This window comes from Couchioplanes azureus (assembly GCF_014648355.1).
GTDB classification, from domain to species: Bacteria; Actinomycetota; Actinomycetes; order Mycobacteriales; family Micromonosporaceae; genus Actinoplanes; species Actinoplanes azureus.
In genome coordinates this window covers 236,090-251,769 of the sequence record NZ_BMQY01000010.1, presented here as the reverse complement: position 1 = coordinate 251,769, position 15,680 = coordinate 236,090, and the positions used below count along the sequence as shown (strand labels likewise).

Sequence of the window (15,680 nt, the reverse complement as noted above, 5' to 3'; positions counted from 1 at the left end):
GTTTTGGACGCAGATGACTTTCTGGGAAGGCCGGCCCCGGCACGGGACCGGCCTTTCGCCGTTTGCAGGAGGTTCGCGGGACGTACTCAGTCGCGGGTCTGGGTGGCACCGCGAATCTCGCGGAGCAGGCCGGCCGAGTCCGCTTCCGAGCGGCCGGGGAACATCGCCAGCGCCAGACTTCCGTGGTCGGCCCAGCCGCACACTGCCATGTCCGTAGCGTCGGATTTCGTCGTGCCGCATTTCATGGTGCCGCCGAGCGGTCCGGCGGCGACGTCGTGGAGCCCGGTCACCGAGCCCTGTGCGTCCGAGATCAAACCGAAGGCGGTGTCGAGGTCGTCCTCCGGCGTCCAGAACAGGGTGGTGCCCCCGAAGAAGAGCACGTCGTTGCCGCTGCCGTCGGAATAGACGGCGCCGACCGCCTTGTCCAGCTCCACGTCCGCCGAGAGCGCCGTCCGGAGGTAGTCGGCCGTCGACCGGCCGTTGTCGCTGGTGTTCAGCTTCAGGGCGCCCACCTGGGACGGCACCTGGAGGGTCGCGTCCTTCTGGGTGGCGATGCGCCATCCGGCGTACCCGAGGATCCCTGCACCGGCCAGGCTCACCGCGAGGAGTGAGCCGAGGACTATGGTCTTGGTCCGCGTGCGGGGTGGCTTCTCCGCCGGCGCCTCCGCCGCCTCCGGCGCGGGCTCGGTCAGCGGGAAGGGCTCGGAGGCGATCTCCACCGGCTCGGCCGCGGAACGGTCGCGAGCGGTCTCCGGCGGATCGGCCGGGAAGGCGTGCGTTTCGCCGGGGCGCTCGGACATCGTGCGAGCCTAACAACAGTTATCCACAGGCGGGGGCATGCGCCCGCAACCCACCCCCACGGGCTCCGTAGACTTGTCGCGTGACCGAATCGACCGACACCCGCACCCCCGACAGCCGGCCCACCGGCGGCCTCTCCGCCCAATACCAGCCGGGCGAGGTAGAGCAGCGGCGGTATGAGCACTGGGTATCGGCCGGCTACTTCACGGCGGACCCGGCGAGCGACAAGCCGCCCTTCTCCATCGTCATCCCGCCGCCCAACGTGACCGGCTCCCTGCACATCGGCCACGCCCTCGACCACACCATTCAGGACACCCTCAGCCGGCTCAAGCGCATGCAGGGCTTCGAGGTGCTGTGGCTGCCCGGCATGGACCACGCCGGCATCGCCACGCAGAACGTGGTGGAGCGGCAGCTCGCCTCGCAGAAGCTGTCCCGGCACGACCTCGGGCGCGAGAAGTTCGTGGAGAAGGTCTGGGAGTGGAAGGCCGAGTCCGGCGGTGCGATCCTCGGTCAGATGCGGCGCCTCGGCGACTCCGTCGACTGGAGCCGCGAGCGGTTCACCATGGACGAGGGCCTGTCGCGCGCCGTCCAGACGATCTTCAAGCGGCTGTACGACGACGAGCTGATCTACCGTGCCAACCGGATCATCAACTGGTGCCCGCGGTGCCTCACCGCGCTCAGTGACATCGAGGTCGAGCACCTCGACGACGAGGGCGAGCTGGTCTCGATCCGCTACGGCGACGGCGACGACGCCATCGTGGTGGCCACCACCCGGGCCGAGACGATGCTCGGCGACACCGCGGTGGCCGTGCATCCCGACGACGAGCGCTACAAGCACCTGGTCGGCACCGAGGTCGAGCTGCCGCTCACCGGCCGGCGCATCCCGATCGTGGCCGACGAGCACGTCGACCCGGGCTTCGGGACCGGCGCGGTCAAGGTGACGCCCGCGCACGACCCGAACGACTTCGAGATCGGCCAGCGGCACGAGCTGCCGAGCATCTCGATCATGGACGAGCGCGCCGTGGTCACCGTACCCGGGCCGTTCCAGGGGCTCGACCGGTTCGAGGCCCGGCCGGCGATCGTGGCCGCCCTGCGGGAGCAGGGGCGCATCGTCGCCGAGAAGCGTCCCTACGAGCACTCGGTGGGCCACTGCTCGCGGTGCAAGACGACCGTCGAGCCGCGGCTGTCGCTGCAGTGGTTCGTCAACACCGGCCCGCTGGCCAAGGCCGCCGGGGACGCGGTGCGCGACGGCCGGGTCGCGATCGAGCCCGTCGAGCTCTCCAAGCGGTACTTCGCGTGGGTCGACAACATGCACGACTGGTGCATCTCGCGCCAGCTGTGGTGGGGACACCGCATCCCGGTCTGGTACGGACCCGAGGGCCAGGTCGTCTGCGTCGGCCCCGACGAGGAGCCGCCGAGCGGTGAGGGCTGGCACCAGGACGAGGACGTGCTCGACACGTGGTTCTCGTCGGCGCTGTGGCCGTTCTCCACGATGGGCTGGCCCGAGCAGACCGACACCCTGGCGCGGTTCTACCCGACCAGCGTGCTGGTCACCGGCTACGACATCCTCTTCTTCTGGGTCGCCCGGATGATGATGTTCGGTCTGTACGCGATGGACGGCGTGCAGCCCTTCAACGTGGTGAACCTGCACGGCATGGTCCGCGACGGTCACGGCAAGAAGATGTCGAAGTCGTTCGGCAACGTGGTCGACCCGCTGGACTGGATCGAGCGGTACGGCGCGGACGCCACCCGCTTCACGCTGGCGCGAGGCGCCAACCCCGGCTCCGACGTGCCGATCAGCGAGGAGTGGTGCCAGGGCTCCCGCAACTTCTGCAACAAGCTGTGGAACGCGACGCGGTTCGCGCTCATGAACGGTGCCACGGTCGAGGGCGACCTCCCGGCGGCGAGCGACCTGTCCGCCGTCGACAAGTGGATCCTGTCCCGGCTGCAGCACGTCGTCGCCGAGGTGGACGAGCTGTTCGCCACGTACGAGTACGCGAAGGTCTGCGACGCGCTGTACCACTTCGCCTGGGACGACGTCTGCGACTGGTACGTCGAGCTCAGCAAGCCGGTCCTGGCCGGCGACGGTGCCGAGGCGGCGCGCAGCCGCCGGGTGCTCGGGCACGTGCTCGACCAGCTGCTGCGGCTGCTGCACCCGATCATCCCGTTCGTCACCGAGGAGCTCTGGACGGTGCTGACCGGCGCCGAGACCGTCATGCGGGCCGCGTGGCCGGTGGTCGACCGGGCGCTCATCGACGACGCCGCCGAGGAGGAGCTCGCCGCGCTGCAGAAGGTGGTCACCGAGGTGCGACGCTTCCGTTCCGACCAGGGCCTGCGGCCGGGTCAGCGGGTCAGCGCCGCGCTCACCGGCCTCGGCAACGTCGGCATCGACACCCACGAGCCGCTGATCAGGTCGCTCGCCCGGCTCGACGCCCCCGGCGCCGAGTTCACCGCCACCGCGACGCTGGCGATCACCGGCGGCATCACGGTCGATCTCGACACCCGCGGCACGATCGACGTCGCGGCCGAGCGCGCCCGCCTGGAGAAGGACCGGGCGGCGGCCGAGAAGGAGGCGGCGCAGTGCCGGGCCAAGCTGGGCAACGAGGCGTTCGTGGGCAAGGCGCCGGAGCAGGTGGTGGCGAAGATCAAGGAGCGGCTGGCCACGGCCGAGGCCGACCTGGCCCGGATCGCCGCGGCCCTGACGGCGCTGCCCTCCGCATGAGCACCCCTGTCCCGAGCACGGTCGGAGGCCCGGTGTGAGCAGCTTTGACGAGGTGGTGGCCGCGCTCGACGCGCGTGGCTTCACCCGCATGGACTTCGACATGCAGAAGATCCGTGACCTCATGGACGTGCTGGGCAGCCCGCAGCGGGCGTACCCGGCGATCCATCTGACCGGCACCAACGGCAAGACGTCGACGGCGCGGATGATCGACAGTCTGCTGCGGGCGCACGGCCTGCACACCGGCCGGTACACCAGCCCGCACCTGGAGACGGTCCGGGAACGGATCAGCCTCGACGGCGAGCCGGTGTCCGAGGAGCGGCTCGCCGCCACGTACGACGAGGTCGCGCCGCTGGCCGATCTGATCGACAAGCGGGCGCCGGAACCGCTGACCTACTTCGACATGACCACGGCGATGGCGTACGCGGCGTTCGCGGACGCGCCCGTGGACATCGCCGTCGTCGAGGTGGGGCTGGGCGGTGAGGAGGACGCCACCAACGTCATCGAGGCGGGCGTGTGCGTCATCACCCCGATCGGGCTCGACCACACCGAGTGGCTCGGCGACACGATCGAGGACATCGCCTGGGCCAAGGCCGGCATCATCCACCGCGGCGCCACCGTGATCACGGCGGTGCAGACCGAGGAGGCGATGCGGCCCCTGCTCGAACGCTGCGCCGACCTGGGCGCCACGCTCGCGCGGGAGGGCAGCGAGTTCGGCGTGGTACGCCGCGACCAGGCGGTCGGCGGCCAGATGCTCACCCTGCAGGGCCTCGGCGGGGTGTACGACGAGGTGTTCCTCCCGCTGTTCGGCGCCCACCAGGCCCAGAACGCGGCGCTGGCGCTGGCCGCGGTCGAGGCGTTCCTCGGCGCCGGGGCGCACAAGCAGCTCGAGCTCGATCTCGTGCGCGAGGGCTTCGCGGGCGTGGACTCGCCGGGGCGGCTCGAACGCGTCCGCAGCGCGCCCACGATCCTGCTCGACGGCGCCCACAACCCGCACGGCATGACCGCCACGGTCACGGCCCTGGAGGAGGAATTCGCGTTCCGCCATCTGGTCGTGGTGGTCGCGGTGCTCGGCGACAAGGACGTGTCCGGCCTGCTCGACCTGCTGGAACCGGTCGCGGCGCGAATCGTCGTCACGCAGAACAGCTCGCCCCGCTCCATGCCGGTGGCGGAGCTGGCCCAGGCCGCCGCGAACGTCTTCGGCGAGGACCGGGTGACCGTCGCACAGACCATGCCGGACGCGATCGAGGAGGCCGTCGTGCTCGCCGAGGAGGACACCAACGGCGAGCTGGGCGGCGTGGGAGTGCTGATCACCGGGTCCATCGTGACGGTGGCCGACGCCAGGAAGCTGCTGAAGAAATGACGACGCCGGAGCCGGGGCGCCCCGGTCCCGTGCCGGACCCGGCCCTCCCCGCCGGGGCGGAACTCGATCCAGCCGCCGCCGGGCCCGGCACCGCGGCCGGGGCTGGAGCCGCGGCCGCTGCCGGGGCCGACGGTGGGACCGCGGCGGGGGCCGGGGGTCTGCGGTCGGGGCTGCGGAATCCGGAGGGGGCCGTGCGTGGCCTGGGTTCCGGGACGCTGGCGCTGGAAGCGATCGTGCTCCTGCTCGCGATCCAGCCGATCCGCATCATGGGTGGCGAGCTCAGCGGCTGGGGGATCGGCGCGGTCGTCGGCCTCGCGCTCGCCGCCGCGGTGGTTGCCGGAAGCATGCGCCGGTCCTGGGCCTGGCACGCGGGCACGGCGCTGCAGGTGCTGCTGCTGGCGTCAGGGCTGCTGCACTGGTCGCTGGCCGCGCTCGGGCTCATCTTCGGGGCCGCCTGGGTGTATGCCACCTACGTCCGCCGCACGATCCTGGGCTGAGCCGACCGGCATCCCGCCCAGGCCGACCGGCATCCCGCCCAGGCCGACTGGCATCCCGCCCAGGCCGACTGGCATCCCGCCCAGGCCGGGCGGCATCCCGCCCAGGCCGGGCGGCATCCCGCGCAGGCGACCGGGCGGCGGACCGGCTGCGTTCGCAGTCCGGTCAGCGTTCCGAGCGCGCTCCGGCCGCCGTTCGGGCGGGGGCGGGTGAGCGGCTGCTCTCCGGCGTTGCGGGACCGGGGATCGGCCGTGGTGTCGCCGCGGCCTGGGTGACCGGCATCGTCTCTGACGGGTCAGCGGATGGCTTTCCACTGGGTGATGGCGATGTTGTGGTCGTCCGGGTCGTGGAACGACGCGGCCCAGAGTTCCAGCTTGTCGCCCCGGTTCACCGGGCGGGGGCCGTGGACGAAGGCGACGCCCTTGCTCTGCAGTTCCCGGTGGACGGCCTCCACGTCGCCCACCTCCAGGTTCAGGTGGATGTGACGACCCGCCACGGTGGACAGGTCGCGGACCGTACGCAGGACCAGCCGCGTGTCGCCCGACGCCAGCACCGCGCTGCCGGTGCCGGAGTCGATCTCGAGGAAACCCAGCATCTCCTTGTAGAACGCGATCGAGCGGTCCAGGTCGGTGACCAGCACGGTGATGCCCACGCCGTGGATGGTCCCGGCGGAGCCCGGGCGGGCACTCGGGTACCCGGTGATCAGCTCGTCGGCGCGGTCGTCCGGCTGGAAGCCGCCCTCGAGATCGGACCACGGGCTACGCCGGCTGCCCTGCTCGGGAACAGCACTCCTCGGGCTTGCCTCCGGGCCTGCCTCCGGGGCGGTCTCCGGCGAGTCCTCAGGTGCTTCCCCGGACGACGAGGGGCGTGCCGCTTGAGAGGTCTGGGGATTTCTGGCGGAGGGCCTGGCACGGAAGGCGTTGCTGAGGGCCGCTACGCCGGCTGCGACGGCGGCGGCGAGGCCTGTGGTGGCCGTCGGCTCCGACGCGGGTTCACTCGGCGGGGTTTCACTCCGCGGGGCTTCACTCTGCCGGGCTTCACTCTGCCGGGCGGGTGCCGCCGGGGTCCCGGTTTCGCCTGAGCGGGGCAAGGGTGGCGGTGGGGCCTGAACTTCGGTTCGTTCCGCCGGTGCGGGGGCTTCGGGCTGGGAGGCGCGCTGCTGCCACGGTGGCGGTTCGAGATCGCCCAGGAGGGCGTCATCCATCGGCTTGCGGCGCGACTCCGCGTCGAGGATTCTGGCGGCGCGCGCCTCGGCCTCGGGCCGGCCGGAGTCGCGTGCCGGGGGCCCCTCGGCGCCCGGCGACCCGACCGAGGGTGTCTCGGCGGTGGGCGGTTCGACCGGCGGCGTCTCGGCGGTGGGCGGTTCGACCGGCGGCGTCTCGGCGGTGGGCGGTTCGACCGGCGGCGTCTCGGCGGTGGGCGGTTCGACCGGCGGCGTCTCGGCGGTGGGCGGTTCGACCGGGAGCGTTTCGGCGGTGGGCGGCTCAGCCGGGGGCCGGTCGGTGACAGGGGGCTCGGCGGCGGGCGGCTCGGTGACAGGGGGCTCGGCGGCGGGCGGCTCGGTTGCGCGTGGCGCGGCCGGGTGGTCGGTGGCCGGTGGGGCCATGATGCCGGCGGCCATCGCCGCGTGGGCCTGGGGGCGGGTTTCCGGCGGGGGCTCCGGGTCGCCGTCCAGGGGGACGTCGATGTCGGCGTCGGGGGATCCCGCCGGGTGGGGTGCCGGCATGGCGGGCCCGGTGTCCCGGGCGGGTGCGGTCTGGTCGGCCGGCCCGGGAGGAGCGAGCTTCTCGTGCGGCGCTGCCGAGGGCTCTTCCGTCGGCGTCGGCTCAGTGGGCGTCGCTGATCTCGGCCTGGGGCGGGGGCGGGGCCGGGAGTCGGCTGGGCGGGTCGGCGCCGGGGGAGGCGACGCCGTGGGGGCGACCGAAGGCTCTGCGGGCGCGGTGGGAGGCGCTTCGGACGCCACAGGCGATGCTGCGAAGACCGCCGAGGACTCATCCGATGGCGAAGGTGGAGCTCCGGGCGATTCTGCGGAGGGAGCCGCTGGTGCGGAGGGCGATCCTTCGGAGGAAGCGGCTGGTGCGGAGGGCGATTCTGCGGAGGGGGCCGCTGGTGCGGAGGGTGGTGCTGGGGAGGGCGCCGCTGATGCCGCCGGCGGTTCTGCCGCGGGTGCCGTGGGCCGCGCCGAGGACGGCGCCGCCGGTGCTTGCGGTGGTGCGGTGGGCGGTGCCGGTGGTGGCGGGGCTGTCGCCGTCGCGGTGGCGCGGCGGGGGAGGGGCTGGCTGTAGTCGCCGTCCACCAGTTGGCCCTCGAGGATCGGGCCTCCGGGGGCGTCTCGGACGATCACGCCCGGCGGGGGTGGCGGGGGGAGGTCGTCCTGGTCGCCCGTGCGGGGGGCCGGGGGCGGGGGCGGCGGGGGTTCTTCCGGGCCTCGGCCCCAGCGGCGGTCGCGCGTGGCCCACGGCGGGGGTTCCGGTTCTCCGAGCAGGTCGTCGTCCGGCACGTCCTCCTCGTAGAAGGCCGGCTGTGCCGTCGTCGTGGCCGCCTGGTGGGGTTCCGCCTCGTCCCAGTCGATCTTCACCCGGCGCATGTCGTCGACGTCGACGGTGACCGGGAGCATGTCGCCGGGGTGGGGCCACTTGGCCACGGGGACGCGGGGGTCACGGATCGTCACCTCGACGGCGGGCAGGCCGGGGGCCATGATCAGGATCAGCAGCTCGGCGCGGCCGTAGACGGCGGTGGCGGGGGGTTCCGAGACGGCCTTGACCTGGGCCGTTCCGGAGACCCAGGCGCGGGCGCCCCGGCGCACCACGGTGAGCATCCCGGTGCTGATCGCCAGGGCCAGCATCGCCACCCCCAGCGCGACGATCGCCCAGCTCGACATGCCGAGGCCGAACACCATGACGAAGGCGGCGATGGTGCCGACCACCGCGGCCACGAGCTTGCGGGCCGGCGCGATCGGCCGGCCGTTCTGGTTCGCCACTGTGGACCTCCCGGGGACTACCCGTCAGGTTACGTAGGGCGAGCAGCGGTGGAAAGTGCGCTCCGGCCGGCGTGCTGCAGCTTCGCAGCGGAGACGTGGGGCACTCCGCCCCGGCGGTTGCCGCTCGCGCCGGATGCGGTACCGATAGGCTGACATCCCGGCATGACACCAGCGGCGTGTCGCGTTGCCGCCGGGTTCCGTACCCCGACCAGGAGGCCGTTTTCGTGTCCACCAGCCCTGCCGAGCGCACGCTCGTGCTCGTCAAGCCCGATGCGCTGCGGCGCGGCCTGCTCGGGGAGATCCTCGGCCGATTCGAGCGCAAGGGCCTCGTGCTCGAGGCGCTCGAGCTGCGCACCATGGACGCGGAACTGGCCGACGCGCACTACGCCGAGCACGTGGACAAGGCCTTCTACCCGCCGCTCAAGGAGTTCATGACCGGCGGCCCGCTGGTCGCGGCGGTCCTCTCCGGCGACGAGGTGATCTCGGTCGTGCGGACCCTGGTCGGCGCCACCGACGGGCGCAAGGCCGCCGCGGGCACGATCCGCGGCGACCTGTCCCTGTCCAACCGGGAGAACCTGGTCCACGCCTCCGACTCGCCGGACAGCGCGAAGCGCGAGCTCGCCCTCTGGTTCCCGGAGCTCTGACCCACCCCGGGCAGGCGCGCGGCGCCGCCGGCACGGACGGCGCCGCGGCCCGGCGCCGCTGACCAGGGCCGCGGCGCCGTCGGCAAAGACCATCGCCGCTGACCAGGGCCGCGGCGCCGTCGGCAAAGACCATGCCCGCACCGCGGCGCCGCAGCAGGGCAGGGCGCCGTGGGCAGGGACCATGCCTGCGCCACGGTGCCGCACCAGGGGCACGGCACCGTCGGAAAGACCACGCCGGCGCCACGGCGCCGCGGACCATGGGCGCGGCGCCGGGGCGCGTGGTTCAGAGGGCGGGCGGTTCGTTCCGTACGGCGACCGAGAGCCGGTTCCACACGTTGATCGTGGCGATCGCCATGAGCAGGTTGCCCAGCTCCTCCTCGCTGAACGCCTTGGCGGCCGGCTCCCAGACCTCGTCCGGGACGCCGTCCTCGCCGAGCCGGGTCACCGCGTCGGTCAGCGCCAGTGCCGCCCGCTCCCGCTCGCTGAAGAACGGCGCGTCGTGCCATGCCGAGACGGCGAAGAGGCGGCGGGACGACTCTCCCTGCTCCAGCGCCTCACGGCTGTGCATGTCGGTGCAGAACGAGCAGCCGTTCACCATCGAGGCGCGCAGCTTGATCAGCTCCAGCAGGGTCGGGTCGACGGTCTGCCGGCAGTACTGCTCCATGCCGAGGACCGCGCGGTAGGCGCCCGGGGCGACCTGGTCGATCGTCAAGCGGGGCATGAGAACCTCCTGTGAGTTGCGATGTCACCCCCAGGACGAGACAGCCCCCGGCCGTGTGACAGCGACGCGCGGGAAAACCGGATGCGCGCCGCGGTATCGTGGTTCCAGCAGGCGTTGATCCGGCCATCACCGGGGAGCCTCCGGAAGAACGGACCCGGATCCGGGTCTCAGTAGAACCGGGCGGCACCGGCCCGCATCCCCGCCGGCGAAACGAGCGGGCGGCCGCACGGCGACCGTCAAGCGAGGTGGTACCGCGGGCTCTGCCGAGCTCGTCCTCGCAGTCCACGTGACCTGCGAGGAGAGCGAGCCACCGATGGCGTATCCCCAGCACACCGACGCCTCCGGCGTGCCCGCGAGCCCGGACCTGCCCGCGGTCGAGCGGGCCGTGCTCGAGCACTGGGCGGCCGACAAGACCTTCGAGGCCTCCGTCGACCAGCGCCCCGCCGGCCAGGACGGCAGCAACGAGTACGTCTTCTACGACGGCCCGCCGTTCGCCAACGGGCTGCCGCACTACGGGCACCTGTTCACCGGCTACGTCAAGGACGTCGTCCCCCGCTACCAGACGATGCGGGGCAAGCGTGTCGAGCGGAGGTTCGGGTGGGACACCCACGGGCTGCCCGCCGAGGTGGAGGCGGAGAAGCAGCTCGGCATCAGCACCAAGGCGCAGATCCTCGAGCTGGGCGTCGACAAGTTCAACGACGCCTGCCGCACGTCCGTGCTGACGTACACCAAGGATTGGGAGCGGTACGTCACCCGGCAGGCCCGGTGGGTCGACTTCGGCAACGACTACAAGACCCTCGACCCCAGTTACATGGAGTCGGTCATGTGGGCGTTCAAGACCCTGCACGACAAGGGCCTGGTGTACGAGGGCTTCCGGGTGCTCGCCTACTGCTTCCGGTGCGAGACGCCGCTGTCGAACACCGAGACGCGGATGGACGACGTCTACCGCGACCGCACGGACCCGGCGCTGACCGTCACGTTCAGGCTGGAGACCGGCGAGGACATCGCGGTGTGGACCACCACGCCGTGGACGCTGCCGTCGAACCTCGCGCTCGCCGTCGGACCGGACATCGACTACGCCGTGCTGGAGAAGGACGGCCGCAAGCTCATCCTCGGCGCCGGGCGGGTGGCCGCGTACGCCCGGGAACTGGACGGGTACGAGCAGGTCGGGACGGTGCGCGGCAGCGAGCTGGCCGGGCGCCGGTACACGCCCATGTTCGACTTCCTGGTCGAGCAGGCCGGGCCGAACGCGTTCCAGGTGCTGGCCGCCGACTACGTCAGCGACGAGGACGGTACGGGCGTCGTGCACCAGGCGCCGGCCTTCGGTGAGGACGACCAGAACGTCTGCAACGCGGCCGGCATCCCCACCATCGTGACCGTGGACGAGCACACCCGCTTCACGTCGCTGGTCGGCCCGTGGGAGGGCGTGCAGGTCTTCGACGCCAACAAGCCGATCATCGCCGACCTCAAGGGGCGCGGCCAGGTGCTGCGGCACGAGGGTTACACGCACTCGTACCCGCACTGCTGGCGCTGTGACACCCCGCTGGTCTACAAGGCGGTGTCGTCGTGGTTCGTGGCCGTGACGAAGTTCCGGGACCGGATGGTCGAGCTGAACCAGGAGATCACCTGGACGCCCGGGCACATCAAGGACGGCTCGTTCGGCAAGTGGCTGGCGAACGCCCGGGACTGGTCGATCTCCCGGAACCGCTTCTGGGGCTCGCCCATCCCGGTGTGGAAGTCCGACGACCCGAACTACCCGCGGGTCGACGTCTACGGCTCGTTCGAGGAGATGGAGCGCGACTTCGGGGTGAAGGTCACCGACCTGCACCGCCCGTACGTCGACGAGCTGACCCGGCCCAACCCGGACGACCCGACCGGGAGGTCGACCATGCGCCGGGTGCCGGAGGTGCTCGACTGCTGGTTCGAGTCGGGGTCGATGCCGTTCGCACAGGTGCACTACCCGTTCGAGAACAAGGAGTGGTTCGAGCACCACTACCCGGGCGACTTCATCGTCGAGTACATCGGCCAGACCCGCGGCTGGTTCTACACCATGCACGTGCTGGCCACGGCGCTGTTCGACCGGCCCGCGTTCCGCAACTGCCTCAGCCACGGCATCCTGCTCGGCGAGGACGGGCGCAAGATGTCCAAGAGCCTGCGCAACTATCCGGACGTCTACCGGGTGTTCGACACGTACGGCTCGGACGCCATGCGCTGGATGCTCATGTCGTCGCCGGTGCTGCGCGGCGGGGACATGCCGGTCACCGAGACCGCGATCCGCGACTCGGTCCGGCAGGTGCTGCTCCCGCTCTGGAACGTCTGGTACTTCTTCAGCCTGTACGCGAACGCGTCGGGTCACACCGCGACGCTGCGGACCGACTCGACGCACCTGCTCGACCGCTACATCCTGGCGAAGACCAACGAGCTGGTCACCGACGTCCGGACCCGGATGGACGAGTACGACATCTCGGGCGCGGCCGGCGCGGTGCGGTCGTACCTCGACGCGCTGACCAACTGGTACGTGCGCCGTTCCCGGGACCGCTTCTGGGCCGGCGACGCCGACGCGTTCGACACCCTGGCCACCGTGCTCGAGGTGCTGTGCCGGGTCGTGGCGCCGCTCGCCCCGCTGACCAGCGAGGAGATCTGGCGCGGGCTGACCGGTGGCCGCTCGGTGCACCTGACCGACTGGCCGGAGGCACAGGCGTTCCCGGCGGACCACGAGCTCGTGGCGTCGATGGACGCGATCCGCGACGTGGCGTCGGCGGCTCTGTCGCTGCGCAAGGCGCGCGCGCTGCGGGTACGCCTGCCGCTCGCCCGGCTCACCGTGGCCACGCCCGACGCCGAGCGGCTGCGGGCGTTCCAGGACCTGCTGTCGGACGAGGTCAACGTCAAGGAGGTCGCGCTCAGCGCCGATCTGAGCGCGTACTGCCGCCAGGTCCTGACCGTGGTGCCGCGGGCCCTCGGGCCGCGCCTGGGCAAGCAGGTGCAGCAGGTGATCAAGGCGGTCAAGGCCGGCGAGTGGGAGCTGGTCGACGGCGCGCCCGTCGCCGCCGGTGTCACCCTGCAGGAGGGCGAGTACGAGCTCAAGCTCGTCGCGGCCGACGTGGAGAATTCCGCGCCGCTGCCCGGGGACCGCGGTGTCGTCGTGCTCGACACCGAGGTCACCCCGGAACTCGCCGCCGAGGGCCTGGCCCGCGACGTGATCCGGGTGGTGCAGCAGGCCCGGCGCGACGCGGACCTGGACGTCTCGGACCGCATCGCGCTCACCGTCGCCGCCTCCGACGCGGTCGTGGCCGCGGTGCAGGCGCATCGCGACTTCGTCGCCGCCGAGACCCTGGCCACGTCGCTGAGCTTCGGCGCCGTGGACGAGGGCTTCGCGGGTGAGGCCGGCGACGGCGAGACCGTCACGGTTTCGGTGTTCCGTACGGTCTGAGCGGTACCTGATGAGGCTCGGCATTTGCCGTCTTACGCGGTAAATGCCGAGCCCGGTGCCAAGCTCGACGAGAGTTTCCCCGGTGGCGTCGGTTATCGTCCTACCGCCCCCCCCCACTTCTTCGAAGCATGCCCGCCGGAGGAACACGTTGCCGCTGCTCTACTCGATCGGCAAAATCACAGTCGGCAAGGCGATGATGATCGGCTGGCGACCCCGCGTCGAAGGCCTCGAGAACATCCCGGCCACCGGCGGCGCCATCTTCGCCGGCAATCACCTGTCCGTCGCGGACGAGCTGTTCCTCGGCTCGGTCGTGCCCCGGCACATCGCCTTCTGGGCCAAGGCGGAATATTTCCGCGGCGGTGGCCTGAGCGGCATGGTCACCAAGTTCGTCATGCGCGGACTCGGCGCGATCAAGGTCGAGCGCGGCGGCGGCCGGGCCGCGCTGACCGCCTTCGACGGCGCCATCCCGGTGCTCAAGGGCGGCGACATGGTCGCGGTCTACCCCGAGGGAACGCGCTCTCCGGACGGTCGGCTCTACCGCGGGCGTACGGGCGTGGCCCGGCTCGCCGTCGCCGCGGGCGTGCCCATCATCCCGGTCGGCATGATCGGCACGGACAAGGTGCAGCCGATCGGGCAGCCGTACCCGAAGTGGGGCCAGGGCAAGGGCGAGGTCACGGTGAAGTTCGGCAAGCCGATCGAGACCGTCGGCCGGGCCGACGACCGCACCTCGCTGCGCGCGCTGACCGACGAGGTCATGGCCGAGATCCAGAAGCTGACCGGCCAGGAGTACGTGCCGCGCTACGCCCCGCCGCGCGCCACCTGAGCCGGCGCTCGCCGGCCGCTATTTTCGGACCAGGATCGCCTGGCGGAGGGTGCCGGTGAGCTCGGCGCTCTCGTCCACCGAGCGCCGCGTCAGCAGCACGGTGGCCAGGCTCCCGTGGTCGGCCCAGGCGCAGACGACGACCGTGCCCCGAGCGTCCCGGCCGACGCCGCACCGCTCGTGCACACCGGCCTCGCCGAGGTCGAACGCCTGGACGTCCTCGATCCGGTAGGTGTCGCTCAGGTGGGTCAGCTCGGCCTCGACGTCGCTCTCCGGGGTCAGGCGCAGCCCCGTGGCGCCGAAGACGGTGACCCGCTTGCCGTTGCCGTCGGCGTACACCCCGGCGAAGGGATCGCCGGACGAGATCAGGCTGGTGCCGCCCGCCTGCTCGGCGAGGCGCTCGGTGGCTCGCCGACCGGCCGCGTCCTCCCGCAGGTCGAGGTCGGCGACGTGGGACGGCAGCACCGCCGACACGGGGTACTGCTGGGCGGCCGGCCAGAGGAAGTAGCCCGGCACGCCGCAGCAGCAGAGCGCGCCGAGCAGGGCGGTCGTGAACAGCCGGCGTCCCCAGCGGCGCTTGCGGCGCGGCGGTGGCGGCAGCGGCCGGGCGCCGGGGCGGGTCCCGGCCTGTGGTGGCGGCAGCGGCCGGGCGCCAAGGCTGGTCCCGGCGTGCGGTGGCTGCCAGGCCGAGGGCGCAGGGTGACCCTTTCGTCGTTTCTTCGCCTTCTTGCCGGGCGGTGGCGGCGGAAGCGGCCGGGCCCGGTCGAGGTATGCCTGGGGAACCGCGGCCGGTGCGACCGGACGCCTGGGTGCGGGCACCCGCGTGGCGGGCGGGGGCGCGGCTGGGGTGGGCTGAATCGGGGCGTCGCCGGCCGGCGCGGGCGGGATGCGGTCGGCCTGTGCCTGCGCTGGTGCGGTCCTGTCGCGGCCCCGGCGCCACCAGCCCCGGCGGGGCGGCTCGGCGGGCCCGGCGCCCGGCGCCGCGAGCGGCGGCGCGCCTGCCGGCCCGACCGCAGGCACGGTGCCGTCCACCGTGGGCCGTGGTGCGGCGTTCGCGGGGGCGGGAGCCTCGACGCGGGTCGGCGGCAGCGGCGCATCCACATGGGTCGATGACTGAGGCGCATCCACGCGGGTCGGCGGCAGGGGCTGGTCGACGCGGGTCGGTGGCAGGGGCGCGGCGGCGGCCGGGGGCAGCGGCGCGTCCACGCGGGTGGGTGGCATCGCCTCCGGGAACGGCTCCAGGACGTCGATCGGGGTGTCCTGGTCGGCCCACGGGTCGACCGGGGGAGTCGTGGACCAGTCCTCGCTGTCCGCCCACGGGTCCGCGGGCGGCGGTGGGGTCTCGTCGTGAGCCGGGCGGCGGCGCTCCCACCAGGACTTCTTCGGCGTGGGTGGCGGGACGGCCGCGGAGCCGCTCCAGCGCTCGGGGACGTCCTCGGTCGCCGGCACCTCGGCCGCCGCCGGCTCGTCGCCCTCCGGCGCGGCGCCCTTGGCATCTCCTGGAAAGGTGGGTGCGGAGCCCGGGGCGGGGTCGTCCGGCTGCTGGTCGGTCATCCGCTCTCCTTTCCCGGACGTCGCTGCCTCAGGGCCAGGTTAGAGCCGGTGCGCCAGTCCGCCCACCCGCCCGGTCGCCGACGCGGCACCGGACGCCGGGCGGAATCGGGGGCGATTGACGGACAGGCGGGGCGATGTGTGAGACCGTCCGGAGTC

The 15,680-nt window shown here is 72.6% G+C and carries 10 protein-coding genes; 6 read left to right on the top strand and 4 right to left on the bottom strand.

Going from position 1 to position 15,680, the window contains the following annotated elements:
• Window positions 1-86 precede the first annotated feature (86 nt).
• A complete protein-coding gene (locus IEY99_RS29040) occupies window positions 87-800 on the bottom strand; it encodes a hypothetical protein (protein WP_189207253.1) in 714 nt (237 codons plus the stop codon).
• 80 nt (window positions 801-880) lie between these two features.
• On the opposite strand from IEY99_RS29040, the gene IEY99_RS29035 reads away from it, so the two are divergent.
• The 3 genes from IEY99_RS29035 to IEY99_RS35325 all read left to right on the top strand — a co-directional run bounded on the left by IEY99_RS29035 (window position 881) and on the right by IEY99_RS35325 (window position 5,377).
• Window positions 881-3,520, top strand: a complete 2,640-nt coding sequence (locus IEY99_RS29035) for a valine--tRNA ligase (RefSeq protein WP_189207252.1) — start codon at window positions 881-883, stop codon at window positions 3,518-3,520.
• 88 nt (window positions 3,521-3,608) lie between these two features.
• On the top strand, window positions 3,609-4,880 hold the full coding sequence (locus IEY99_RS29030) for a bifunctional folylpolyglutamate synthase/dihydrofolate synthase (RefSeq protein WP_229799352.1): 1,272 nt from the start codon (window positions 3,609-3,611) through the stop codon (window positions 4,878-4,880).
• Window positions 4,881-5,071: 191 nt separating this feature from the next.
• Entirely contained in the window at window positions 5,072-5,377 is a 306-nt protein-coding gene (locus IEY99_RS35325) for a DUF4233 domain-containing protein (RefSeq protein WP_373293458.1), read from the top strand.
• A 293-nt stretch (window positions 5,378-5,670) separates the two neighbouring features.
• Here IEY99_RS35325 and IEY99_RS29020 read toward each other — a convergent pair whose 3' ends face one another.
• Window positions 5,671-8,355, bottom strand: coding sequence for a VOC family protein (locus tag IEY99_RS29020; protein WP_189207249.1), 2,685 nt, complete (start codon window positions 8,353-8,355; stop codon window positions 5,671-5,673).
• A 224-nt stretch (window positions 8,356-8,579) separates the two neighbouring features.
• On the opposite strand from IEY99_RS29020, the gene ndk reads away from it, so the two are divergent.
• A complete protein-coding gene (gene ndk / locus IEY99_RS29015) occupies window positions 8,580-8,999 on the top strand; it encodes a nucleoside-diphosphate kinase (RefSeq protein WP_189207248.1) in 420 nt (139 codons plus the stop codon).
• Between the two features lie 283 nt (window positions 9,000-9,282).
• Here ndk and IEY99_RS29010 read toward each other — a convergent pair whose 3' ends face one another.
• The gene (locus IEY99_RS29010) at window positions 9,283-9,720 is read right to left on the bottom strand and encodes a carboxymuconolactone decarboxylase family protein (protein WP_189207247.1); all 438 of its coding nucleotides are present in this window, start codon (window positions 9,718-9,720) and stop codon (window positions 9,283-9,285) included.
• Window positions 9,721-10,033: 313 nt separating this feature from the next.
• Here IEY99_RS29010 and ileS point away from each other — a divergent pair, with 313 nt between their 5' ends.
• Window positions 10,034-13,150, top strand: a complete 3,117-nt coding sequence (ileS, locus tag IEY99_RS29005; RefSeq protein WP_189207246.1) for an isoleucine--tRNA ligase — start codon at window positions 10,034-10,036, stop codon at window positions 13,148-13,150.
• A gap of 148 nt (window positions 13,151-13,298) precedes the next feature.
• A complete protein-coding gene (locus IEY99_RS29000; RefSeq protein ID WP_189207245.1) occupies window positions 13,299-13,973 on the top strand; it encodes a lysophospholipid acyltransferase family protein in 675 nt (224 codons plus the stop codon).
• An 18-nt stretch (window positions 13,974-13,991) separates the two neighbouring features.
• Here IEY99_RS29000 and IEY99_RS28995 read toward each other — a convergent pair whose 3' ends face one another.
• Window positions 13,992-15,524: a hypothetical protein gene (locus IEY99_RS28995; RefSeq protein WP_189207244.1), complete on the bottom strand. Its 1,533-nt coding sequence runs from the start codon at window positions 15,522-15,524 to the stop codon at window positions 13,992-13,994.
• Window positions 15,525-15,680: the final 156 nt, after the last annotated feature.

Excerpts from the sequence above, each read along its gene's own strand:
- IEY99_RS29040 (WP_189207253.1), bottom strand. The coding sequence starts at position 800 with ATGTCCGAGCGCCCCGGCGAAACGCACGCCTTCCCGGCCGATCCGCCG.
- IEY99_RS29030 (WP_229799352.1), top strand. The coding sequence starts at position 3,609 with ATGGACTTCGACATGCAGAAGATCCGTGACCTCATGGACGTGCTGGGC.
- IEY99_RS29010 (WP_189207247.1), bottom strand. The coding sequence starts at position 9,720 with ATGCCCCGCTTGACGATCGACCAGGTCGCCCCGGGCGCCTACCGCGCG.
- ileS (WP_189207246.1), top strand. The coding sequence starts at position 10,034 with ATGGCGTATCCCCAGCACACCGACGCCTCCGGCGTGCCCGCGAGCCCG.
- IEY99_RS28995 (WP_189207244.1), bottom strand. The coding sequence starts at position 15,524 with ATGACCGACCAGCAGCCGGACGACCCCGCCCCGGGCTCCGCACCCACC.